The following is a 25,336-nucleotide window of genomic DNA, read 5'->3' as shown; positions in this document are numbered from 1 at the left end:
ATTTAAATTGCTCAATAAAGCACAATAGAAAACTTGCAAATTTAAGACAAACCGCTAACATGATTCAGTTAAAAAATAATAATAATAAAAAGGGATGTCATGAGAATCACATTACTTACAACAGCTATATTAGCTACTGGTATTGCTTCTGCTGCAGTACCTGTAGACGGGTGGTATGCCAGCGCATTTGGGGGTTATACCTATATCACCCCAAACATATACAATTTCGCCTATGGGGTATTCCGTGATGAAGTGGGATACAATAACGGCTATAACGCCGGGGGACGAGTAGGATATCAAAGTAACCCAATCCGCTATGAAGTAGAATACACCTATCTCAGAGGTGAAGCCAGAAAGTTTAATCTTAACTTTATCACACAGCTTGGTGTTACCGGTTTTACTTCCGCCAACACTATCATGGCCAATATTTACTATGATTGCCCTGATATGTTACCAGCCATAGCACCATTTATTGGATTGGGAATCGGCTATGCCTCTCTTAGAGCAGAGCTTGACAGCATAGGTCCTTTTAGACCGTCTTACTTTACCACCAACGACAGTGCCTTTGCCTACCAGGGAACTGTAGGATTAACTTATAATTTCTCCGAAAATTACGCAGCAAATTTGGCTTACCGCTATATCGCAACCGATAATTCGAGTAATTTTGGAAAAACCTACCAGGCTCATTTAGCCAGCGTGGGAGCAATATACCGTTTTGATCAAGGAAATTATAAGTAAGGATGCACAATGAAGAAGTTAATTCAACTCTCGGTATTATCCGGTTTGTTATTAAGCGGTTCAACTTTTGCTTTCAACCAGCCCCAAGGCTTCTACGTTGGAATATTTGGTGAAATCAGTCATGGCCCTTCTGGTGAAGATCTCATATTTATCGAGCCCAATCGAACCATTACTGCCAATGTGGAATATAGTCCTGTTTCTGGAGGAGGAGGCGCTGTTTTAGGTTATAAAATAAGTCACTACCGCATAGAGGGTGAGGTACTCTATAACAGAATTTCAACTGGTCCTTTCACAATAAGTTCCTGTACTTTACAAAGTCCTAATGTTCTAACTCCAACAGGTGTTTGTCCTTCAGCTTTTGAAGTAAATCGACTAGGTTATGATGGAAGCAGTGCCGCACTCTATGGCTTGCTCAATTTGTATTATGATTTTTTCAGTTCTGTACAGGAAAGTACTTATGTACCTTATATTGGAATAGGCGCAGGACAGGTACGTATTCAAAACAGAAATAATTTTGTAAAAACAACACCCCGCAATCTGCCAGCTTCTGCTGGATTTAGCACTACCATGGTCTCAGGAGCTGGACAGGGCATTGTAGGAGTAGGGTATCTGATGGATGATTTTGCCTGGTTTGCTATGGACTTCCGCTTTCTCACGACCAGTAGTCTGTCTGACTTTAACAACAGCCGATATACACTCAGCACATTTAATGTGGGTGTCAACTTTACCTTTGACAAGTCAACCTGATGTTCTCTTGTGGCCTTGGGGCTCCTGCCACAAGGTCACAAATAAAACCATCACCATAGGCCCTAGAAACAGGCCAAGCAAACCCAAAGTTTCCACTCCTCCCAAAATACCAAACAAAACAGCCAGGAAAGGTAATTGTATCGCCCCACCGATAAGAACTGGCTTTACAAAATGATCAGCAACAAACATAACCAAAGTTCCCCAAACAAGAACAATGATCCCTCCAATCAAACTGCCAACGGAAAGTAAAATCAAAGCGACTATTATAAAAACAATGGGAACAACAAAAGGTATCATCGCCGCCAATGCGGTAATAAATCCAGTCAATGTGGGAGCTGGAAACCCAACCAAGGCATAACAAACACCCATTAATATCCCTACTCCTATACCCACAACAATAGTTCCATTCACAGTACCTCGCAATGCGCTGGGAAGCCTGTCGGAATAACGGAACCATCGGTCACCTAAACAATATTCTCCTATATGCTGAATTTGTAATAGTAATTTATCCCCATCACGATAGAAGAAAAAGAGCGTTAAAAGGGTAAATCCTACTTGAAAACTGCGATGAGCCAAATTGACTCCAATTTGCTTGATGTAATAACTGGTAGGGGTTAACGTTAAATGCAAATTCGATAAAAATTCCTTGATGCTTCCCGGCTTACCAATATTCACATCCCAATATTGAATCAAATCATCCCCAACCAAAGGGATATTTTTAAAAAACTCAGGTGCTGCTCCACCTTCCTTGTTAATATGCTGCAAAAAATTGATAAATAATTGAGACTCTTTGATAAGGATCCCTATTAGCCAACTCAAGGGAATCAGGAACAGCAAGCCCATCAGTGTTGTAAATAAGAATGCGGATGTGTTGTGTTTGTTACCAAATAATTTACGCCATCTGGTATACAAAGGATAAGTGGCTATAACAATAATAGCAGCCCATATCATGGAAGGAATGAATTTATGAACAATATAAAGCGAGAATAGAACGATACTGACTGTTAACCCTATGCTAATCAGCTCTTTATGATTGTCGTTCATCAAGCAAAGCTCCAAACCAGGATTTGCATGATGCACCAGGCAGGAACTGCCGCTAAAACATCGTCCAGCATGATACCTAATCCACCCTGGACTTTTTGATCGATAGCACGTATCGGTTGGGGTTTCCAAATATCAAAAATACGGAACAGAATAAAACCGGTTAACATCCATGATATTCCTTTGGGAGCTAAAAACATAGTTAATAAATAGCCAACTACCTCATCCCACACAATACCTTTGTAATCATGTACCCCAAGATCTTCTGTCACTTTATCACTGACCCAAACCCCCAGAACAAACGCCAGGGCAGTCCATAACAGATAAACGCTCCAGTGGGCATTTATCATTAACAAATAGAGCGGAACCGCAGCTAACGTCCCCCATGTGCCTGGAGCAATTGACATCAATCCGCTACCAAAACCAAAAGCGATAAAGTAAATGGGATCTTGCCATACTCGATTTGCCAAATTGACTTGGTTCATGTTTGCTCCTCAACCTAAATATCGCTATCACATCGTTTTAGAATCGAATTTTGTCTTTAATTTTTATTATCATACTATAGAGGCAGGATTTAAAAATGTGAATAGCCTCCAGGTTGCAACTCTTTACTTGGACTACCAGCCGATTGTATTCTTAATCCTGGTTTCTCCTCTATTACACCGATGGGAAAACAAACCAGATTTTCCTTTTTAAGCTCCCGATTAAAAGAATCCAGCTGTTGTGCTGAAACGGTAAAACATAATTCGTAATCATCACCTCCGGAAAGAGCCAAGTCAAGGGCTTGTTCAGGACAATATTGATTTAATAAAGGATGCATGGGAATTGCTTCTTCAAACAAATTGGCTCCTACACCACTTGCCACACAAATATGATTTAAATCAGAGCTTAGTCCATCTGAGATATCAATTGCTGAAGTAGCATATTTTCTAAGCAAATAGCATAAATCCACACGTGGTTTCGGATGCAATAGCTTATTCATTAATTCTATTTTATCTTTTGCATTCACTTTTTTATGCCCATCCAGCAATTTTACAGCTAGTCCGGCAGCCCCCAATTGTCCTGAAACCATAATGACATCACCTGCTTGTGCCCCACAGCGCCTGATTGATTGCCCCTGAGGTGTGAGCCCCATGATAGTCAAGGTGATTGATAACGGGCCTTTAGTCGTGTCTCCACCAATCAAATCCACATTATATAAACTGAGGGAATCTTTTATTCCTCTTGCGAAGGGATCAAGCCAGCTTTGATTCAATTCCGGCAAGGTCAATGCAAGGGTTACCCAACAAGGCTGTGCGCCCATGGCAGCCATGTCGCTAATGTTGACCATTACCGCTTTGCAGGCTATATCATAGGGATCCCACTGCGGAAGAAAATGAATGCCTGAAACCAACGTATCAGTGCTGACTAAGAAATGCATTCTCTCGGGAATCTGCAAGCAAGCAGCATCATCTCCTATCCCATAAAGAACATCATTTCTCTTGATTGGAATGGATTTAAAATAATGATCAATCAGGGTAAATTCATTCATTATCAAGACTGATTTCAACAGACCGAACCTGTCTTGCCAAATTATTCAGTACTCCATTAACGTAACGATATCCCTCTTGTGAACCAAACTCTTTGGTCAATGATACTGATTCATCAAGAATGACCTTATAAGGTATCTCAGGGCAATAAAACAATTCAAAAGACCCGATTCTCAATACAGTATGCTCTATAGGATTCAATGCATTGATTTCTCTGTCCAAATAAGGTATTAAACTGGCCTCCAAAGCCTCTACATGGGCAGGAATGCCATAGAGCAAGCGGCAGAAATACTCTCCATCTACTTTATCCATATTATTAATTGTTCTGAATTGAGCTTCAATTTCATGAAGATCTGTACCAGACATTAGCCATTGATAAAGGGCTTGCAATGCAAATTTTCGAGCTCGTCTTTTACCACGAATTGATTGTTTTTCCACAATTACCTCATATTATTCTACTAACAACAAGAAAAGTGAGCCCTTCACATTATTTTATCTAAGATTTTTCCTTATCTTCATTTTTCATTTGATCAATTGTTTGTCTAAAATCACTAACATCTTTAAAGCGTTTATATACAGATGCAAAACGCACATAGGCTACATGATCAAGCCTGAACAATTCCTTCATGACCAACTCGCCAACCACTTGGGAATCGATCTCTCGCTCACCTCTTCTTCGAATTTCCTCAGTAATAGAAATAATTGCCTTTTCCAAATCATCAACACTGACAGGCCGTTTTTCCAAAGCTCTCAACATGCCGGAACGTAAGTTATCAATATGAAATGGTTCTCTTCTTCCATCACGCTTTATAATCAATGGCATAATCAATTCGGCGGTTTCAAAAGTAGTAAACCGCTCATGACATTCCAAACATTCACGTCTTCTGCGAACTTGAGCACCATCCGCAACCAGACGTGAATCCACTACTTTTGTTTCTTCCGCATGGCAAAATGGACAATACATGATTAGGCATAAACCGGAAATTCACGACAGAGAAGCAATACCTGGGTTTTCACTCTTGAAATATTGGTATCATCATGAACATTATCAAGGACATCCGCTACCCAGTTAGATAATAAAGTAATTTCTCTTTCTTTAAAGCCCCTTGTGGTTGCAGCAGGAGTACCCAGGCGTAAACCACTCGTTACAAAAGGTGAGCGAGGATCATTGGGAACCGAATTTTTATTGACTGTTATATTAGCCCTGCCTAAAGCAGCATCAGCTTCTTTACCTGTTATTTCTTTATTAATCAAATCCACTAGCAAAAGATGATTATCAGTACCACCAGAAACAATATCATATCCCCTGCTTTGCAACACAGTACACATGGTTCTGGCATTGACTAAAACCTGTTGTTGATAGGTTTTAAATTCAGGTAATAAAGCTTCTGCAAAAGCCACTGCTTTGGCTGCAATAACATGCATTAATGGCCCGCCTTGCATACCAGGAAACACAGAAGAATTTAACTTTTTCTCAATTTCCTCATTTTCCTTGCAAAGAATTAAACCACCACGAGGTCCTCTTAAGGTTTTATGAGTTGTTGTCGTCACAACATCAGCATAAGGAACAGGGGAAGGATATAATCCTACCGCTACCAGACCCGCCACATGAGCGATATCCGCCATTAAATAAGCGCCGACCTTATCGGCAATTTCTCTGAATCGGGCCCAATCCAGAATCCTGGAATAAGCTGAAAAACCAGCGATGATCAATTTGGGTTTGTGTTGAAGGGCAAGTTTCTCCACAGCATCATAATCGATTAATCCCGTATTGCTATCAACACCATACTCGACAGAATGATACAATTTACCTGAAAAATTAACCTTTGATCCATGAGTCAAGTGCCCACCATGAGGTAAAGCCATGCCCATAAAAGTATCACCTGGAGACAATAATGCCATCATAACCGCTGCGTTTGCTTGTGATCCTGAATGGGGTTGCACATTGACATAATGAGCACCAAAAAGTAATTTTGCCCTTGAAATAGCTAAATCTTCAGCGATATCAACAAACTCGCAACCTCCATAATATCGCTTGCCTGGATATCCTTCAGCATACTTGTTGGTTAACACTGAACCCTGAGCCTCCAATACTCTCGGGCTGACATAATTTTCAGACGCTATTAATTCAATGTGTTCTTCTTGGCGTCGTTTTTCATCAGAAATTGCTTTAAAAAGAACATCATCAAAATTTTTTATAGTATAACTTTCGTCAAACATGAATGTTCCTTGGTTGGAAGGTTATCTTTACCTTGTTTTTATAATAAGGTCATTACGAACACTCTTTACACCATCTACGCCAGCTGCAATAATTCCGGCTCTTTGTTTTATTCTTTGAGAATCGACAAAACCGCTTAATTGCACTTGATCTTTATATGTTTTTACTTTTACTGCAAATCCTGTAGTCCCCAATTCATCGACCAAACTGGCCTTCACTTTGGCAGTAGTCGTTGAACTATCAAGATATTCCCCTGTACTTTCCGACAAAGGAGAAGCGGCACACGCAATAATTATCATCGATATGGATCCCACTAATAACATCTTAAGTGAGTCGCGCATAGAGGCTCCTTAAAGATAAAAACGTTATTAGAGTATCACAAAAATTACCTGGATACGAAGAAGATAATAGTACAATTTTAGTTCTTGGAAGAAAAAAGTGTCCTGTATTCAGTAGTTTAAATTGTTAACCATGGCCATGAATTTTTTTCTGTTCCTCAGGACTGGAACTATCGTGTCCATGAACATTAGAAGAATCAGGATGGCTTTGCGCATTACCATTATCTTGGGTATGTCCATGCACCTGACCATTATTCGCATTATGTCCGTGAACATTGTTCTGAACTTCAACTCTGGCTTGTGGTGGGGGTGGAGTGACTACCACAGCATGTCCTTGAGATTTTGCATGCTCATAATAAACCTTCCCTCTTGGCGCACTATAGTATCGATTATTACTATGATATCGCTGATTGTAATGTCGATGATAATGTCCCTGGGGATAAGAAGGAGTCACCTCTACGCGAGGAGCAGGCCCTAAATATTCTGGCTGATAAAAATCTTCTTGGATAACAGTGCAGGAACTAAGTAAAGGAAACAATAAAACGCAGGGAATGAGGTATTTCATGTACAACTCCTCAAAGGAAGGGAAAGCTCCCGAATCATTGAGCTTTCCCGAATTTTTATGAATTATCTGGTTGACAACTCAGCCTTAGCTTCTTTCAAGTAAGGAACAACACGGATGGTGCTATTTACATTGGTCCAACCGGAATAAATAGTGTAATAAGGTGATGTAATAGTAATGTACATACCACTATGGCAATAGAAATTATAGAACAAGCTTATGTAATGAGGTGACTCATAACGATAGATATTGAAATCTATAGTTGTGCCATCATCAAACGTACCAAATACACGGACATCTGTGAAGCTTTGGTTAATGATTTCAATTTGGCAGTAACCAGGATAAGTTACGCTCTTTTGTATTGATTTCTTGTCTGCATTATCAGCCTTGGGATGTAAGTGAAGATTTGCAGCAAACACGTTAGAAAATAAACTGAAACATACAACAAATAACAATGACTTTAACTTCATGAGCTTCCCCTTAGTAAGATGGAAGCTGCATAGTACCAAAGTATTCAATTTAGTCAATAGGATTTTTTTGTACCCATAAAACCAAAGTTCATTACAGTTTAATTTGATTAGGGAAGAAGGGTAAACCACTAAGAAAATATTAAAAATAACAAGTCATCTTAAACAATAAGATGATAAAGTACATGTTTATGTTATATTTGCTAAATTATAATTTTTTCAAGCATTAACAGGGGAAGATAATGAATAAGCGACTGACTATCATGGGAATAATCTTGTTGGTAGTTTTCGGTGGAATCATAGCTTTTAATCTAATTAAGGCTTACATGATTAAACAATTCTTCGCCAGTTATGCGCCTCCTGCTGTTAGTGTTTCTTCTGCCGTTGCTCAAGAAGTGGATTGGAAGCCAACCATAGACGCCGTAGGTAATTTCGTTGCGATCAACGGAGTTGATGTCAACTCAGAAGCTTCTGGTAATGTAGTTCAAATTCATTTTGAATCAGGACAATATGTAGAAAAAGACGCGCCGTTAATTACTATTGATGACAGCATCGATCAAGCCCTGCTCAAATTTAACCAGTCAGAATTGACCCTTAAAGAGCTCAGTTACAAACGACAAACCGACCTGTTTAAGCGCGGAGCTACACCAAGCTCAAGTGTTGATGAAGCCAAAGCCAACTTACAACAGGCTCAAGCAAAAGTGGAGCAGATTCAGGCACAAATTAAACAAAAACACATAGGAGCTCCTTTTTCTGGTCGGCTGGGTATCCGCCAGGTAAACCTGGGGCAATACGTCACTCCCGGGCAAACCTCCATAGTTTCTTTACAATCACTGGATCCTCTTTACCTGGAATTTTACTTGCCAGAGCAATATTACAAAAGAATTCATCTTAACCAGCCTGTGACCTTCCGTGTCGAGGAATTTCCCAATATTCTCTTTGAGGGAATCATCCATGCAATAAACTCTAAAGTAGACCTGACTACCCATAATGTTCAAGTACAAGCTCTATTACCGAACTGCCCTGCTGATGCAATACAAGATCCGACCAAATCCCCACTTGTCAAAACACGTAAACAAGTCAGAGGGGATAAGCTGATTGTGGCCTGTAGTTCAGAATTAAACAAACAAAATAAAATACGAAATTTTGTATTTATACCTGGCATGTTTGCTTCTATTGAAGTGGATCAACCCGCAGAGCCCCATACAATCATCGTTCCTTCCACAGCAATTTCGTATAGTCTCTATGGAAATGCTGTCTATGTCATTGAAAAAAGCAAAGAAGGGAAGAAAAATAAGGATGGTACCGACCAGTTGATTGTAAACCGGGTATTCGTAACTACCGGAGAGCAACAGGGAAATTACACGGTTATCAGGAAAGGCATTAAAGCAGGTCAATTGGTCGTAAGCACCGGTGACTTGAAATTACAAAATGGTACACCTGTTGTTATTAACAACAGTGTTAAACTCGATACAGACATTGACCCCAATCAAATGGGGCAATAGATCGTGTTGGTAATTCAGCATATAAAATATTTTGTAATAGTGGCATGCCCTAATAATATGGCTTATTGTTCTTTACCACCGACTAAGATCATGGTCAGTTTTGTGCAGGATAACTTATGAAATTCACAGATCTATTCATCAAGCGCCCGGTTCTCTCCATAGTGGTCAGTATGTTGATTTTTCTATTCGGGATAAATTCCATCTATAAAATGCAAATTCGCCAATACCCTAAAATGGAGAATACAGTAATAACCATAATGACCGGTTATCCTGGCGCTGACGCTGAACTCATAGCTGGATTTATCACGACTCCTCTTGAAAGCGCCGTTGCTAGTGCTGAAGGAATAGATTATATGACCTCATCCAGCCAACAAGGCCTTAGCACAATTACCCTCAATATCAAGCTTAATTTCGATCCTCAAATTGCTTTTACGGATGTCATGAGTAAAGTGCAACAAACTCTTAATCAATTACCTAAAGAGTCACAACAACCCGTTATCTTGAAAAAATCAGATTCGTCAACGGCATTGATGTACATTAGTCTGGACAGTAAGGATATGACTCCTCAACAAATTACTGACTATGCTACCCGCGTCGTTCAACCCCAGCTGCAAACAGTGGATGGAGTAGCCAAAGCTGATATTTTAGGTGGCCAAACCTACTCCATGCGAATATTCATGGATCCAATTAAAATGGCAGCACTTAACGTCACTCCAGCAGATGTATCTGCTGTTTTAGCCAGCAACAATTTCCTAACCGCAGCCGGAAATACTAAAAGTGAATACGTAGCCATCAATGTGACGGCTAAAACTGATTTGAATAATGTCGACGAATTCGAAAGATTGATCGTAAAAAGTGATAAGGGGTCAATAATCAGGCTTAGGGACATCGCTAAAGTGGAGCTGGGTTCACAAAATTATGATAGCTCAGTGACTTTCAACAGTAAAAAAGCAGTCTTTATTTCGATCACTCCAACACCAACGGCTAACCCACTCACAGTAATCAACGACGCAAGAAAATTGTTTCCTTCGATAGTCAGAGAATTCCCGCCGTCACTAACTGGCACAATAGTCTACGATGCAACAGCATTCATTAGAGCATCTATCCATGAAGTAATGGAAACCATCATTGAAGCCGCAGTCATTGTTATCATCGTTATCTTTTTATTTTTAGGCTCCGTTCGTTCAGTGCTTATTCCTGTAGTAACCATTCCGCTGTCATTGGTTGGTGTTTGTACTTTGATGCTCATACTAGGCTACAGTATCAACTTGCTTACCCTTCTTGCTTTTGTCTTGGCAATAGGATTGGTAGTGGATGACGCCATTGTAGTGGTAGAAAATGTGCATCGCCATTTGGAAGAAGGGAAAACTCCTTTTGAAGCCGCAATAATAGGCGCCCGAGAAATTGCTACCCCGGTTATCGCAATGACGATTACCCTTGCGGCTGTTTACGCACCGATAGGATTTATGAGCGGATTAACTGGTGCTTTGTTCAAGGAGTTTGCCTTTACTCTGGCAAGTGCGGTTATTATTTCAGGGGTTATTGCCTTAACGCTGTCTCCCATGATGTGCTCCAAGATTTTATCCGCAGAAGCCACTAGTGGAAAATTTGCTATTTTTCTGGATGAGTTTTTTAACAAATTGAAACGCGTTTACCAGAATACACTTCATAGCTTATTGAACACTCGAGAAATGATGTTGCTGTTAGCCGGGGTGGTGATTTTAATGTTGCCCTATTTATATTCGAACACAGCCGCTGAAACCGCACCGGATGAAGATCAGGGCTTCTTTTTTGTAATGGCCACTGCACCACAATACGCTACCCTGAATTATATAGAAGCCTTTACAAAACCCTTTGATGCCATTTATAAAAGTTTTCCTGAAACAGAAAACTATTTTACGGTTAACATGAGCCAACCTATTTCAGGAATGGTTTTGAAACCATGGGATCAAAGGAAAAAAAGTCAGTTTGCTCTAAAAGAACCTTTACAGAAAGAGTTATCTAAAATTGCAGGACTTAATGCTTTCGCTATTGTCCCACCTCCCCTTCCTGGCGGCGGTGGCGGTCCTGCCGTACAATTTGTGATTAAGACAACTAATGATTTCCAGAGTTTAATGGATGTGTCAAACAAGCTAACTGAAAAAGCCAGGAGTAGCGGGCTGTTCATTTACATAGACAATTCCCTTAAATTTAATCAACCACAGGTGGAGTTTAGCATCAATCGAGCAAAAGCTTCCGAAATGGGTCTGGATATGAGAGCGCTTGGAAGCAGCCTGACAAGTGCCCTATCCGGAAACTACATCAATTACTTCAATCTGGAAGGTCGAAGCTACCAGGTAATCCCACAACTGGCACGCAAATTCCGCCTTACTATAGAACAATTAGGCCAAATTTATGTGAAAACGCTGAACGGCACTATGGTTCCATTATCCACAGTAGTAACCCCAACCGAAAAAACTCAACCCAATGCAGCGACCCATTTCCAACAACTCAACTCTGCAACAATTCAGGCGGTGATGACGCCAGGCAAGACATTGGGCCAAGGTTTGGAATTTTTACAAAAAGCAGCCCAGGAAGTCTTGCCCAAAGGATTTACTTATGATTATGGAGGAGAGTCCAGGCAATTTATGCAAGAAGGAAGTGCTCTCATCTTTGCATTCCTTTTTGCTATTGTTGTTATCTTTTTAGTGCTGGCAGCACAGTATGAGAGTTTTCGCGATCCTTTAATTGTCCTGATTAGCGTACCCATGTCCATCTGTGGTGCTCTTATCCCGCTTAACCTGGGAGTAGCTACAATTAATATCTATACCCAGGTTGGTTTGATTACTTTAATCGGACTCATCAGTAAACATGGAATATTGATAGTAGATTTTGCCAATCATTTGCAACGTGAAAAAAATCTTGATAAACGAGCTGCTGTTGAAGAAGCCGCTGGAATTCGATTACGACCTATATTAATGACCACAGCTGCCATGGTATTTGGGGTAATTCCTCTTCTTATTGCCAGTGGCGCTGGAGCTGCAAGTCGATTCGACATAGGGCTCGTTATCTCCACAGGTTTATTAATAGGTACCTGTTTTACCCTGTTTGTAGTACCTACTTTATATACCTATTTAGCGGAAGATCATCGACACAAACCAAACGAACCTGTGGAGATACAGTAATTCGACATTCGACTTTTGCGTAATAAATCCTATTGATCTTTAAATAATTCATCAAACAGCCTACGTGCTTCGGCCTGTCCGAAGCCTCCAGTCGCCCTTTGTGATACTGCTGATAAGCAGCGGTAAGTAGGGAAGCGGTCCTTTAAAACTCGTGGGACTATAATGATTTTTTCCTGAGTTCCTGTTTTTTTAAAATGGCTAAATTCCCATACTCTATGATAAAATTGTAAGTTTTTACCAGTACAGGCTATACGATGATGGATAAAACTTACTCTCCGGAAGCAATAGAACAAGCCATTTATAAAAAATGGGAAAGTCATCATTACTTTCAACCACGTGGTGAGGGTAAACGATTTTGTATTATGCTTCCGCCGCCTAATGTAACAGGAAGCCTCCATATGGGGCATGGTTTTCAACACACTATAATGGATGCATTAACCAGATATCATCGCATGCTTGGTGATAGGACTTTATGGCAGCCAGGTACTGATCATGCCGGCATCTCAACTCAACTTGTTGTTGAACGTCAACTGGAAGCTGAAGGTCTATCAAGAAAAGATCTCACTCGTGAACAATTTCTGGATAAAGTGTGGCAATGGAAAGAAGAATCCGGTAATACCATCACGCAACAAATGAGACGTTTAGGTGCTTCAGTCGATTGGAACAGAGAACGTTTCACTATGGATGAAGGATTGTCCGCTGCTGTACAAAAGGTATTTGTACAGCTTTACGAAGAAGGACTTATTTACCGAGGAACCCGCCTGGTGAATTGGGATCCCAAACTGGGCACTGCTGTTTCAGATCTTGAAGTTCTCTCTGAAGAAGAAGATGGTTTTCTTTGGCACATTCGCTATCCTGTTGTTGATTCCGAAGAATTTCTGATAGTTGCTACCACACGCCCGGAAACCTTACTTGGTGATTCCGCTGTTGCCGTCCACCCCGATGATCCACGTTTCAAACATCTTATTGGAAAACAAGTTCATCTGCCATTATGTGATAGAACAATACCCGTTATTGCGGATGAATACGTCGACAAGGAATTTGGGAGTGGATGTGTAAAAATTACCCCTGCTCATGATTTTAACGATCATGAAGTAGGCAAACGTCATCAATTACCCCAAATCAATATTTTAACCAAGAAAGGGACAATTAATAAAAACGCCCCCTTAAAATATCAAGGGATGGATAGATTTGTTGCCCGTGAACAAATCATCAAAGATTTGGAAAAGGAAGGTTTACTGGCCAAAACTGAACCTCATAAATTAAAGGTACCTCGAGGTGAAAAATCGAATGTCATCATCGAGCCTTTATTAACTGATCAATGGTATGTCAAAACCAAGCCATTGGCAGAACCTGCTATCGCCGCTGTAAAAAAAGGAGACATTCGCTTTATTCCCGAGACTTGGGATAAAACCTATTTCCAATGGATGGATAATATCGAAGACTGGTGTATCAGCCGCCAACTATGGTGGGGACATAGAATTCCTGCGTGGTATGATAATCATGGTAATATTTATGTAGGCTACAGTGAAAATGACGTTCGTTTTAAATATAAAATTGAACAATCTACCCCCCTGAAGCAAGATGAAGATGTTCTTGACACCTGGTTTTCATCAGCACTATGGCCTTTTTCAACATTAGGCTGGCCTGAGCGTACTCCCGAATTAGAACAATTTTATCCTACTTCTGTCCTTGTCACCGGATTTGATATTATATTTTTCTGGGTTGCCCGTATGATCATGATGGGGCTAAAGTTCACTGGAAAAATTCCTTTTAAAGAAGTCTTTATAACTGGTTTGATTCGCGACAGTGAGGGGCACAAGATGTCTAAATCCAAAGGGAATGTACTGGATCCACTGGATATTGTAGATGGAATTGATCTGGATTCTTTAATAGCCAAACGAACTTCTAATCTGATGTTAAACTCGGTTCGTGACAGAATTACAAAAGCTACTCGTAAGGAATTCCCCGAAGGAATCAGTGCTTATGGAACAGACGCACTGCGATTCACTTACTGCTCTCTTGCATCAACTGGACGTAATGTGCGCTTTGATTTAGGACGAGTCGAAGGCTATAGAAATTTTTGCAATAAATTATGGAATGCAGCTCGCTATGTCTTATTAAATACAGACGAAGAGCAAATTGATTTCGGAGATGGCGCATTTCAATACAGCCCAGCTGATCAATGGATACTATCCCGTCTACAAAATACAGTGAGTAAGGTGCATCACTATTTTGAAACCTACCGGTTTGATCTCCTGGCTAATACGCTATACGAATTTGTCTGGCACGAGTACTGCGACTGGTATCTGGAGTTATCCAAGCCCATACTACAAGATGAACAGGCTTTAAGTGCAATGAAAAGAGGGACGCGAAGAACTTTAATTCATGTTCTTGATCAAATATTGAAGCTTCTTCATCCTTTGATGCCATTTATTACAGAAGAGATTTGGCAAAAAACCACCAAATTTACCAGTGAAAATGGGGTCAGTATCATGCTAAGCACTTATCCCAAAGTCAATGAGGAATTCATAAATCCCGCTATTGAGGAAGAATTGGATTGGTTAAAGTCAGCCATTCAGTCACTACGAACCATACGCAGTGAAATGTCTATCTCACCCGCCAAGTTAATACCTTTATATATACGCAATATCACTCCTGAATTAAAGGAGCGTGTCGCAAAGTATGAAAAAATACTCAAAACGCTGAGCAAGATAGATAATATTAATTATCTTGCTCCTGATGAGAAAGTTCCTGTTTCAGCCACTGCGGTATTAGGTGAAATTGAGCTGTTGATTCCAATGGCAGATTTGATTGATAAGGAATCAGAGTTATCAAGACTGAATAAAGAACTTGCCAAATTGAATAAAGATATCGATCTGGCTCAGGGTAAATTAAATAACCCTAAATTCACTGATAAAGCACCTGAAGAAATCATTGCCAAAGAAAAGGAAAAATTAGCTCAGGCTCAACAGGCTAAAGATAAACTGTTGCAACATAAAATCAGGATTGAATCATTATGACTTAATGTTCTCTAATAGCCTCCTCCTTACAGTCATGGTTCAACTTAAATCATTATTCTATACGTGACTGTAAGGAACAAATGGCGTAAACCCGATTATTTTAAAGAAAGGATGTCTTCTCGTGGCAACTCAATTCAATACGCTTAAATCCTATATTTTTCCCATCATTTTGCTGTTATCTATTCTACTTGGTGGCTTAACAGGATATGCCTTCAATCAAAACGTTGCCTGGTTAAAACCCTTTGGCGATATTTTTCTTAATTTGATTTTTACTACTATCGTTCCTCTTATTTTTTTTAGTGTATCCTCAGCCATTGCAAGAACTGGCTCCATTGGCAAATTAGGTAAAATATTCTACTCAATGGCAGTGGTATTCTTATTTACAGGAATAGTCGCTGCAGTTTATGCCCTTTTCATAGTATTACTTTTCCCTCCAGCGCAAAACATGCCTGTCCTCTTGGAAAGTTCAAAGCAACTCTCCCCGACAAATATCTCTGATCGATTGATAGAGATTTTTACTGTACCTGAATTTTCAAAATTATTTTCCCATGAGCATATTCTGGCATTAATACTGTTTTCAATTTTAGTAGGATTAGCTGTAGTTTATTCCAAAGAAAAAGGAGCAATTTTCAATTCCTTCTTAAAAGCAGGAGAAGAAGTATTCATGTCAGTATTTCGCTTGATTATGTATTATGCTCCTATTGGTTTTTTTGCCTATTTTGCAGTAATAGTAAGTGAAATTGGCCCCCAATTAATGGGAAATTATTTACGCATTGCCATACTCTACTATACGGCTTCCGTGTTCTACTTTTTCTTCGCGTTAACTGCGTATGCTTATTTGGCGGGAAAATTTCAGGGTATCCGGCTATTCTGGAGAAATATTTTCCTTCCTGTAGCGACCTCAATAGCAACTTGTAGTAGTGCCGCCAGTATTCCTGCCAATTTAATGGCAACCAAATCCATGCGAATTCCTGCTGAAATCTATGAAACATCAATACCCTTAGGCTCCATAATTCATAAAGATGGATCAGTCATGGGTGGTATTTTTAAAATTGCCTTTTTATTCGGGATATTTCATTTACCTTTTACCAGCTTGCCCGTTCTTTTGATGGCGTTGGGGGTTTCTTTGTTGGTGGGCACAGTGATGGGAGCAATTCCTAGCGGGGGGATGCTGGGAGAATTGTTAATTTTATCAGTATATGGTTTTCCGCCTTCTGTTTTAATTGCTGTTGCTGCCATCAGTATTATCATTGATCCCATAGCGACAATGGTCAACGTAACAAGTAATAGTGCTTGCAGTATGATGATTGCACGCCTGGTCGAAGGTAAAAATTGGTTCCTCAGACCCTCACATGAAAATAACCTATAATGTAAGATATGTTTAATACAAAAAGCACATATTTAACTTTTATAACCCTGAATGATCAATATTAAGGCATTGCCTTTGGAGGGAATAGTAATGAAAAAAATACTGTATATTATTCCTGGTATTTTATTAACTACGAGCTCTTTCGCTATTGATCTATCTGAGAATATTCCCAACTCCAATAAAGAGCTGCTCCCTTCACCGTTTCCTGTTTACGTCATTGAGGGCGCTGGAGTTGTCAATCATCCTTACCCGGGAGCAAAAAAGGTACTCTTACCAACCGACAACAGCTATGCAGATTATCCAGGATGCTATATTGCTTGTTATTCACATAACACTGGTGTCTACGCCATTTCTCCAACCATTTCTGTCATGGGACAAATTCGAGTCAAAGGACAATATGATGCCCGAATTTGCCAGCCTGATGGATATAAAAATCAAGACATCAGTGCTGCTTATCAATTCAAACAGCTTTGTGCTGAAAAGATTCCTGCCTGTCAAAATAACAGTTGTTGGGCAGGCGGAGATACCGGCGGATGGTTTGGGATTCAATAAACATCCAAAAAACAACACCTTTAAGGTTGGCTGCTCGCGTGGCACAACCTAAAAGAAAAGATATAAAATGGTCAAAATGACCTCTTCATTGAGCTCAAATTTTGCTTCTACAGACACGATGACTTATCCACCATGCCAAAAGAAAAGTAGAAAAGACTCCTAAATACACTCCATATTGTTTCCACGATGGCCCTACCAGTTGTAACGCATCAGGGCTATGAAAAATAGAAAACGGTATAGCCAGTAGCACATCCATAATCGCTGACCCAGCTACCAGGCCACAGGCAATAAGAGTACCCTTTTGCTTTCTACTGGTAGATTCTTCTGAGTTAATTTTCACTCGTCCTAAACGATTTTGAACAAATAAGGCGATCATTCCTCCAATAAATAAAGGGACTGATGAGGAAAGAGGTAAGTACATACCAATGGCAATACCTAAAATAGATACATTAAGAAAGCGTTTTATATTCAAAATTCGATTAAGAAAAATAACCAACAAAATAATGCATGAGCCAGCCAACATCATATTCCAGGGCAATGAGTTTCTAAATACGGCTTCGGTGATAGCTGCCATTAATGCGGCTGTCGGAGCGGGTAACGATTGGGTTATATCCATTCCAGCACGAGGCATTACTCCTGCTATACCATAGACATTAAATAAAATCTGCATGACTGGAGGAATAACCAAAGCAGAAATAACAACCCCTAACAGCAACATGACCTCCTGTTTCCATGGAGTAGCCCCAACTAATTGTCCCACTTTTAAATCTTGTGTGTTGTCATTAGCGATAGCAGCGATACCCGTAACTACCGCACCAATAATAATAGTAATGGCTTCTGCAGCTTGAATTTGATGTGCACTTAATGGAAGAGGCAATAGGTGATTAATTGCTGAAAGCAACAACCATGCGGCAAAAAGCATACCTGAGATAACCACTGAACTTCCAGGACTTGCAGTAACTCCTACCATTCCGGAAAAATAGGCTGTAATTACTGAGAATAAAAAACCTACAACTAAAACATAAATAACACCAATAAACACAATGGTAGGTGAAAAATCATTCTCCAGTCCCACCTGCCCTAATGGAAAAATGATTTGAAAGAACAAGAAAAGTATTCCTGCCATCAATCCAATTCCCATCAATATAAATGGCATGGGAATATCTTTTTCAGTGCGAGGATATTGTTCTCTGAACTTGCTCTTGGACATATAAGTTCTAAATGATGTCTTGACACTTCTGGTGAGTGGCTTCACTAATTTTATAAAGGTCCAAATACCGGCAAACAACATGGCCCCTATCCCTAAATAGCGCATTTCACTGTTCCATAACAAAGTGGTCGCTTGTTCTGCGGGATATTCGTTTAAAAAATCAGGGTAAAACTGACTGGTTATGGGTAAAGCAATCAACCACGATATGACTGCCCCAAGAAAAATGCTGATCGCCATATCATGGCCGACAAGATACCCGGCACCTATCATAGTTGCAGAGAAACCAGCACCTAAACCAAACAGAGAGCGTTTTACAACAAACCAATAGTTCCAGCTGCTCGCAATGACTTTGAAACCAACTTGCAATAACTCGATAAGTCCGCCTACAACCCCGCCAAGAAAAATGTCTTTAATACCAACCTTGTCTGCTGAAGATTTCAAAACTTCCGCAATTGCCCTTCCTTCAGGAAACTTCAGACTTTGGTCATTAACGAGAATGCGGCGCAAAGGAATAGAAAACAAAACGCCCAGGATGCCACCACAAACAGCAATAAAAAAGTTAGTGACGTAATCAAAGTGGTTCCAAAACCCAATGATAATAAGTGCTGGAATGGTATAAACAATACCACCTGCAACAGCTTCACCCGCAGAGGCTGCCGTTTGAACCGCATTGTTTTCAAGAATGGTTGAATTTTTAAAGAATCTCAAAATCCCCATGGAAATAATAGCGGCAGGAATTGAAGCGGAGGTTAATATACCGAGCTTAAGCGCCAGATAAGCATTGGACATGGCCAGTAAAACTGTCAAAATTATCGCCAGGATAATGACTCTTAAAGTGAGTTCAGCTACTTTTTTATTCGCTGCAATAAATGGAGTATCAGACATCAATTACCCCACACTGCTTTGGAAATTTCCGGTTTTACCATAGCAGAAATTAGTGACAATGGGACATCCACTGTTTGCTCTCCGTAAACATAAGCTGCCACCTGGTATGTATTAAAAACAATTGCAATCCCGTTTTTGGTAAAATGCCAAATACTATAATTTTCCTGCGTAGGTTTAGTTCCTTCTTTAATCCAGTTTTCATCTGAAATTTTCTTGGCTGTGATTTCTTTTTTAGCAAGGTTAGCGATTGGCTGCAAATAATCTGAACCCGGCACAAACAAATCAGACAACTGTACAGGTTGACTCTTGATAAAGTTGAGTACCTTTACGGTATTTGAGGGATGAGCAGCGCCACGATGATAGATGGAAATATTAAACCGAACACTTAGAGCATTAGCTGATTGATAAGGAATTGCATAAGTAATATTTAAACCGGTTTTACCTGGAGCATCCGCTGGCGTATCAGCATCTTCAGATAATTCATTCATAAAACTTTTTTGCTGATTAATAATAAATTCTTTTACCGCCTGATTTACTCCGTTATTTTGAAATCCCTGAGGATATTTTACATCTAACAAATACTCCGCTGTTTCTTTTTTAATAACCTCTGTTGTAATCGCTGAGGCAAGAAACGAATAACATAATAGTCCAAACATCAGACCAATTTTATTGAATAAATTCATTTGTATCGGCATTGTTTATCTCCAATCAAGTATCCTCTCAGGATATCCACTGACCAGCCACCATCGTTTGATGTGGTAATGGATAAGCAAAATAATAACATAGTGCAGCACTATCTTTTATAGACCATAAAACCAAATCAGCAATCTTGCCCACCTCAATACTCCCAATATCCCTTTCTAACCCTAAAGCTCTGGAAGCCTGATAGGTTACTGCAGATAACACTTCAGGAATAGACATAGAGAAAAATTGACAGGCCATACTCATCATTAATAACAAGGAAGTCGTTGGAGAAGAACCCGGGTTTGAATCCGTGGCAATAGCCATACCAACACCAACCCCTCGCAATATCTCAACGGGTGGTTTTTGTTTTTCTCTAAGGAAATAAAAAGCACCTGGAAGTAAAACAGCGACCGTATTAGCTTTTGCCATACTTAATGCGCCTTTTTCATCCAAAAACTCCAGATGATCACAGGATAATGCGCCATAATCAGCAGCCAAAGAACTGGCTCCCATATTAGATAATTGTTCAGCATGGCATTTTATTGGCAAATTTAAATCCTTGGCGACTTGAAAAATTTGCTCGGTCTGTCTTAAGGAAAAAGCTATGGATTCACAAAAAACATCCACGGCATCCACCAAATCCATATTTTTAGCTGCTGGCAACATCTCATTACAAAGAAAATCGACATAAGCCTGGCTATTTCCTTTAAATTCAGGCCCTACAGCATGCGCTCCCAGAAACGTTGTTTTCACCCTGATTCCTGTCATTTGCCCTAACTGCCTGGCAACTCTGAGCATTTTCAATTCATTCTGCAAATCAAGGCCGTAGCCTGACTTAATTTCAACAGTCATTACCCCTTCATTTTTTAGGGCGAGAAGTCTTGGTAATGATTGGCCAATTAACTCTTCTTCAGAGGCATCTCGTGTCATTTTCACTGTTGATAATATACCGCCACCTGATTTGGCAATATCAGCGTAAGTAACTCCTTCCAATTTTAATCGAAATTCTGCCGCCCTATGGCCTGCATAAACCAAATGAGTATGACAATCAATTAATCCCGGGGTAATTAATTGGCCGTGACAATCCTTTCTTGATTTGGCACGTTCCTGAAAATGGACAGGTAAATGATCCTGAGAGCCACACCATTCTATCCTGCCTTTTCTTATAGCAATGGCCTGATTAGAAAGTTGTAACCCTTTGGCATCAATTGTGCTTGCATTTAACAATAATTCATCACAGGCAAACATTAAAATTCCCAATGAAGTACTTGGTGAGGAGGTTTCAACCAGGCAGAATGGTGAGTTGTGTCATATATATCCCACTCTTTGGATACATACGTTTCTTTATCAATATCCAACAGCAGCCAAATAAAAAATTCTGCTACTGTCTCGGGTGATATCAAACGATTATGTTCTTTTAAGCGTCTGTAAAAATTGACCTGCTCTGGATCAAGGTTGAGTCCATTTCTAGCTATCGCCTGCATATGAGTATCGATAATTCCAGGCATCACGCTGGCAAAGGCAAGTGAATCGGATTCAATCTGCCAGCATCGCGTTAACATAGACAAGGCCGCTTTAGATACACAATAGGCTCCCCATCCTTTGATAGGAAAATAAGCAGCACCTGATCCAACATTTAACACTCGGCCGCCTGACAATTTATCATACAAGAGTTGTGGCAGGAAAAGTGCCGTGTCTATATTGGTATTTAATGCCTGATGCCACTTTGCAAAAGGAACATCTTTTAAAAGAAGGGTGGGTTCCAGAGTTCCTGCATTGTTTATCAAACCATTAATTTGAGGAGTAGCACTTAAACTGGATTTGATTAACTCTCTGCCTTGAGGAGTGGATACGTCCGCACATAAATAATGAATATTTGAAGACAAAGAAGCGGTTTCTTGCAGTACATTTTCCCTGCGCCCCACAATGAACACCTGTTTATTGCGCTTTGCCAAAGCAAACGCCAAAGCTTTTCCTATGCCACTACCCCCACCAGTAATGAGATACACAATTTCCTCATCAATATAGAAAACAATAGGTGAAATAATACCAGACATTAGACTTCTTGCATAACCTGCACGTTTTATTTTAGAGCAAGGAAAGATCTTCTGAACTGCCCAATTTTAAGGTGTGACCTCGAATTAATGTAAGAATAGTTCTGATCGCGCTCTCTTTATGTCCAAATTAAAATCACTTAGCCATTTAGTCTTTCAATTGTTTCGCGTACAATCCCTTCATAAATTATCCTAAGTGAATAGAAACAAGGCAAAAAGGTATTCGAAAAATTGCTTGCTCAATACAACAAAGTGAACACAATTGGTGTCACTTATAGGCTTAATGGGAAAGCAATCACTGAAACGCATTTTGATTTCAATAATACCATCATCAAAGAGCTGCAAACGCAAGTGGATTCGATAAACGAACCAGGAGCTAAAAATTGGGAGACCATTGATAAGCAATGGCGAGAAGGTGTTGGAGCTGCGCAAAAACGACTACCTATGCATGTTGTAGATGAATACTGTTCTAATGAACCATTTTACCCTGTTCCTAAGTTTATCTCACAGCCAAATTCATCAAAACAATTCTATAATTGGACTACTGGAAAAGATGAAAATTGGTTTAATGGGGTTTCTAAGTTGTCGGTTGATTTTGCGATATATAAAGGCCCGGTCGCCGTTGGCGGGCCTCATGGTGGGTGGATTGCCTCGGGATGGCCGCGCGTCGCTCGATTTGGTTGCCATGACAGCATTATGTAAAGTAAGAACAAACGATTTTATCGATCTCAAATCGCAACTTGAAGACCAGATGACGCTAGATAATCATCAGCAAGTGTCTCAGATTTGACCGAATTGACATCATGTTGATGAAGAAGCTGGGCGGCGTAAGCCGCCACATGCTCATCCCAGCATGAGCCTAAAACCATAAAAGCAAGTCCTGGTATAACCAGTGTGCTGCTGTTCTCATCCACCACAGACACCATCGATGCAAGTAACTGATGATGTGCCGGGGAGAAACCCCCATCTTTGACCATCCATTTAACTTGCTCGCGCGCTTTGCACAATGTTCTTGCATGAGGAGTAATGTGTCTTTGCAACAGAGGTTGCTTTTCTGGTTGCCAAAATAGCATTGCCACAAACAGTTTGGATAGGTTTTTCTCAACTTGCTCCGTGTTAGAAACATTTACAATAGCCTGTGTCATTGTGCTGTTATCCATAAGAAATAAACAGTACATTAATTCGAGGTCATACCCTAATTTATTAAAAATGAATGAAGATCTTGAGAATTTAGTATTTCTCTTGGAAACTAGCCATATCATAAAAAGGAGAACTTGATGTTTGATAATTTAAGTAACTATCGACCCGCCAATCCTGCTCTTTGGCAAGGCAGAAAGGACACAGCCAATCAGGAACGTTTTTTTCAAAAAATTACTTTTATTGACAATCAAAATGAATTAGTAACCAAAGACAAGAAAACCCTATTTCTTGGATTTGCCAGTGATGCCGGAATTAAACGTAATTTAGGCAGAACAGGGGCAAAATTAGGTCCCGATCAAATTAAAACTCAACTTGCCAAATTACCATGCCATAATAACAAGCATTATGTAGATCTGGGAAACATTGTATGTGAAAACGATGAATTGGAACTGGCACAATCTCAATTTGCTCAAATAATTCATTTTTGCCATCAAAATGGTCATCAGATCTGTGCCTTTGGAGGAGGGCATGAAATAGCCTGGGCACACTATCAAGGATTGTCCTCACTCTATCCCAAATTAGGGATTATCAACTTTGATGCCCATTTTGATATACGCCCTTATAGAAAAGGAGAGTTAGGAAACTCAGGTACCCCTTTCTCTCAAATTGCCACCTATTGCGAAGAAAAAAAAATGCCTTTTCATTATTGCTGCATTGGTGTTCAAAAATTTGGCAACACCCCTTCTCTTTTTGAAAAAGCGAAAGAATTAAATGTGAGCTATCTGTCAGCAGAAGACATTTATGAGCAAAGTCAGGCATGGCAAATTGCGTTTCTTGATGATTTTATCCTCAATCTGGATTACATTTACTTAACGATATGCCTGGATGTTCTCGCCGAATGCTACGCCCCAGGTGTAAGCGCCCCACAAGCACTGGGTCTTTCTCCCTGGCAAATAATGCCCCTGTTGAAATACCTCATACAAAGTGGCAAAGTAATAAGTTTAGATATAGCAGAACTTTCGCCGCCACTAGATTCAGAACAAAAAACTGCTAGACTAGCGGCACTTATTATCGCAGAATTGTTAGATACTAATTGAGGAGTATATTTCATGAAGAAAACTGTGCTGTGGGGTGCTTTATTTGCTCTAATCACTACTCAAGCGAACTCTGAAGCAACTCAACAAGAGATATCATCTCAAAATTCATCCTCCACTGGCACTAATGTAGTTTCCGAGTCAACGAATCAGGTTCCTGCCACAAATCAAAACTCTCAACAAAATCAGGTGAACCAACCCGTGCAGTCAAACGGGCAACAACCGACTCAAGCTATTCAAAACAATCAACCAAATCAATCGACCCAGTCCGGTGAACCACAATCTAACCCCAATACCCAGAATAATTCGCAAAATCAACCAACACAGCAACAAACGACACAGCAGCCTACTCAACAGCAAATTCCCTCACAACAAACAGCACCTGTTATTAATTGTGATTACAAAATATCCGCCGAAACAAAAACAATAGATCAATCTCTAGTTTTAACCTGGGCAGAGAAAGCAATAATCCAGTCATTTGATTTTGACCCGGCTACTGTAGATGCTCAATTGCAAAGATTACAAACCTGCTTTACAGATCAAGGATGGCTAAGTTTTAATTCAGCATTACAGAAATCAGGTAATCTCGATGCCATTAAATCACAAAAATTGCATGTTAGCAGCCAAATTGATGGTCAACCACAGGTTACTGAAGCTATAGAAAATCAATGGAAAATTACTATACCATTACAAGTTGTCTATCAAAATGATAAGGAAAAGGTAACCCAATTACTTAACGTCAATCTAACTGTAGGGCGAAAAATTAGCGGTGATTTGGGCATCAACCAAATGATTGCTATGCCACGCACAGCAGCTAATACTCCACAAACCAATTCATCGACTAATACAACTCCATCAACTACAAATACCTCAACTCCTCAAACTCAAACACCTGGTGATACAACAAATAATGCCAACAAAACCAATACAGAAATACAGACTGGGACATCAACCAACTCACCTCCGAGTGACTCTACAACAAATACCCAGAATTAAATTCAACAATTAGTGCAGCA

At 39.9% G+C, this 25,336-nt stretch carries 23 protein-coding genes and 1 pseudogene; 10 read left to right on the top strand and 14 right to left on the bottom strand.

The features are described 5' to 3' along the window. Window positions 1-99 precede the first annotated feature (99 nt). Complete coding sequence (locus tag EL201_RS03775) at window positions 100-738, top strand: outer membrane protein (RefSeq protein ID WP_027223773.1); 639 nt, start codon at window positions 100-102, stop codon at window positions 736-738. Window positions 739-747: 9 nt separating this feature from the next. Next, on the top strand, window positions 748-1,485 hold the full coding sequence (locus tag EL201_RS03770; RefSeq protein ID WP_027223772.1) for an outer membrane beta-barrel protein: 738 nt from the start codon (window positions 748-750) through the stop codon (window positions 1,483-1,485). Here EL201_RS03770 and EL201_RS03765 read toward each other — a convergent pair. The 9 genes from EL201_RS03765 to EL201_RS03725 all read right to left on the bottom strand — a co-directional run bounded on the left by EL201_RS03765 (window position 1,477) and on the right by EL201_RS03725 (window position 7,643). Beyond that, window positions 1,477-2,529 (bottom strand): AI-2E family transporter, encoded by a 1,053-nt coding sequence (locus tag EL201_RS03765; protein ID WP_027223771.1) that lies wholly within the window; start codon window positions 2,527-2,529, stop codon window positions 1,477-1,479. The genes EL201_RS03770 and EL201_RS03765 overlap by 9 nt on opposite strands. Continuing rightward, entirely contained in the window at window positions 2,529-3,011 is a 483-nt protein-coding gene (locus EL201_RS03760) for a phosphatidylglycerophosphatase A family protein (RefSeq protein WP_027223770.1), read from the bottom strand. Before EL201_RS03760 ends, EL201_RS03765 begins: the two co-directional genes overlap by 1 nt. Before the next feature lie 89 nt (window positions 3,012-3,100). Further along, on the bottom strand, window positions 3,101-4,057 hold the full coding sequence (thiL, locus tag EL201_RS03755) for a thiamine-phosphate kinase (protein WP_027223769.1): 957 nt from the start codon (window positions 4,055-4,057) through the stop codon (window positions 3,101-3,103). Continuing rightward, a complete protein-coding gene (gene nusB, locus EL201_RS03750; protein WP_027223768.1) occupies window positions 4,050-4,493 on the bottom strand; it encodes a transcription antitermination factor NusB in 444 nt (147 codons plus the stop codon). The genes thiL and nusB overlap by 8 nt, the downstream gene beginning before the upstream one ends. Window positions 4,494-4,551: 58 nt before the next feature. Next, window positions 4,552-5,019 (bottom strand): transcriptional regulator NrdR, encoded by a 468-nt coding sequence (gene nrdR / locus EL201_RS03745; protein ID WP_010946463.1) that lies wholly within the window; start codon window positions 5,017-5,019, stop codon window positions 4,552-4,554. A 2-nt stretch (window positions 5,020-5,021) separates the two neighbouring features. Then, a complete protein-coding gene (glyA, locus tag EL201_RS03740) occupies window positions 5,022-6,275 on the bottom strand; it encodes a serine hydroxymethyltransferase (RefSeq protein ID WP_027223767.1) in 1,254 nt (417 codons plus the stop codon). Window positions 6,276-6,302: 27 nt separating this feature from the next. Next, on the bottom strand, window positions 6,303-6,614 hold the full coding sequence (locus tag EL201_RS03735) for a BON domain-containing protein (RefSeq protein WP_027223766.1): 312 nt from the start codon (window positions 6,612-6,614) through the stop codon (window positions 6,303-6,305). Between the two features lie 124 nt (window positions 6,615-6,738). Further along, a complete protein-coding gene (locus EL201_RS03730; protein ID WP_027223765.1) occupies window positions 6,739-7,176 on the bottom strand; it encodes a hypothetical protein in 438 nt (145 codons plus the stop codon). Window positions 7,177-7,238: 62 nt separating this feature from the next. Beyond that, window positions 7,239-7,643, bottom strand: coding sequence for a hypothetical protein (locus EL201_RS03725; protein WP_010946459.1), 405 nt, complete (start codon window positions 7,641-7,643; stop codon window positions 7,239-7,241). Window positions 7,644-7,882: 239 nt separating this feature from the next. Here EL201_RS03725 and EL201_RS03720 point away from each other — a divergent pair, with 239 nt between their 5' ends. The 5 genes from EL201_RS03720 to EL201_RS03700 all read left to right on the top strand — a co-directional run bounded on the left by EL201_RS03720 (window position 7,883) and on the right by EL201_RS03700 (window position 17,253). Next, window positions 7,883-9,145 (top strand): efflux RND transporter periplasmic adaptor subunit, encoded by a 1,263-nt coding sequence (locus EL201_RS03720; protein WP_027223764.1) that lies wholly within the window; start codon window positions 7,883-7,885, stop codon window positions 9,143-9,145. A 116-nt stretch (window positions 9,146-9,261) separates the two neighbouring features. Next, on the top strand, window positions 9,262-12,309 hold the full coding sequence (locus EL201_RS03715; RefSeq protein ID WP_027223763.1) for an efflux RND transporter permease subunit: 3,048 nt from the start codon (window positions 9,262-9,264) through the stop codon (window positions 12,307-12,309). A gap of 257 nt (window positions 12,310-12,566) precedes the next feature. After that, window positions 12,567-15,332, top strand: a complete 2,766-nt coding sequence (locus tag EL201_RS03710; protein ID WP_027223762.1) for a valine--tRNA ligase — start codon at window positions 12,567-12,569, stop codon at window positions 15,330-15,332. Between the two features lie 121 nt (window positions 15,333-15,453). Next, on the top strand, window positions 15,454-16,701 hold the full coding sequence (locus EL201_RS03705) for a dicarboxylate/amino acid:cation symporter (RefSeq protein ID WP_027223761.1): 1,248 nt from the start codon (window positions 15,454-15,456) through the stop codon (window positions 16,699-16,701). A gap of 90 nt (window positions 16,702-16,791) precedes the next feature. After that, window positions 16,792-17,253, top strand: a complete 462-nt coding sequence (locus EL201_RS03700) for a hypothetical protein (RefSeq protein ID WP_027223760.1) — start codon at window positions 16,792-16,794, stop codon at window positions 17,251-17,253. Between the two features lie 94 nt (window positions 17,254-17,347). Here the strand turns inward: EL201_RS03700 and EL201_RS03695 are convergent, their stop codons facing one another. The 4 genes from EL201_RS03695 to EL201_RS03680 are packed head-to-tail and all read right to left on the bottom strand — an operon-like array spanning window position 17,348 to window position 22,089. Then, window positions 17,348-19,348 carry an OPT family oligopeptide transporter gene (locus EL201_RS03695; RefSeq protein WP_027223759.1) on the bottom strand — a complete coding sequence of 667 codons (2,001 nt, stop codon included), beginning with the start codon at window positions 19,346-19,348 and terminating at the stop codon, window positions 17,348-17,350. Further along, on the bottom strand, window positions 19,348-20,043 hold the full coding sequence (locus EL201_RS03690) for an RsiV family protein (RefSeq protein ID WP_027223758.1): 696 nt from the start codon (window positions 20,041-20,043) through the stop codon (window positions 19,348-19,350). Before EL201_RS03690 ends, EL201_RS03695 begins: the two co-directional genes overlap by 1 nt. 25 nt (window positions 20,044-20,068) lie before the next feature. Further along, window positions 20,069-21,280, bottom strand: a complete 1,212-nt coding sequence (gene hutI, locus EL201_RS03685) for an imidazolonepropionase (RefSeq protein ID WP_027223757.1) — start codon at window positions 21,278-21,280, stop codon at window positions 20,069-20,071. Then, a complete protein-coding gene (locus EL201_RS03680; protein WP_027223756.1) occupies window positions 21,280-22,089 on the bottom strand; it encodes an SDR family NAD(P)-dependent oxidoreductase in 810 nt (269 codons plus the stop codon). Before EL201_RS03680 ends, hutI begins: the two co-directional genes overlap by 1 nt. Window positions 22,090-22,290: 201 nt before the next feature. Here EL201_RS03680 and EL201_RS03675 point away from each other — a divergent pair. After that, a pseudogene (locus EL201_RS03675) lies at window positions 22,291-22,876 on the top strand (F-box protein); the annotation flags it as partial. On the opposite strand, the gene EL201_RS15800 reads toward EL201_RS03675, so the two are convergent. Then, a complete protein-coding gene (locus EL201_RS15800) occupies window positions 22,815-23,231 on the bottom strand; it encodes a hypothetical protein (protein WP_027223755.1) in 417 nt (138 codons plus the stop codon). The pseudogene EL201_RS03675 and the gene EL201_RS15800 sit on opposite strands and share 62 nt — an antisense overlap. A gap of 132 nt (window positions 23,232-23,363) precedes the next feature. On the opposite strand from EL201_RS15800, the gene hutG reads away from it, so the two are divergent. Beyond that, window positions 23,364-24,323 carry a formimidoylglutamase gene (gene hutG / locus EL201_RS03665; protein ID WP_027223754.1) on the top strand — a complete coding sequence of 320 codons (960 nt, stop codon included), beginning with the start codon at window positions 23,364-23,366 and terminating at the stop codon, window positions 24,321-24,323. A gap of 12 nt (window positions 24,324-24,335) precedes the next feature. Continuing rightward, complete coding sequence (locus EL201_RS03660; RefSeq protein ID WP_027223753.1) at window positions 24,336-25,316, top strand: DotI/IcmL family type IV secretion protein; 981 nt, start codon at window positions 24,336-24,338, stop codon at window positions 25,314-25,316. The last annotated feature ends 20 nt before the right edge of the window (window positions 25,317-25,336 follow it).

It is taken from the genome of Legionella pneumophila subsp. pascullei, assembly GCF_900637585.1.
Lineage (GTDB): Bacteria > Pseudomonadota > Gammaproteobacteria > Legionellales > Legionellaceae > Legionella > Legionella pascullei.
The sequence above is the reverse complement of the archived record's forward strand: the minus strand, read 5'-3'. Positions and strand labels throughout refer to the sequence as shown.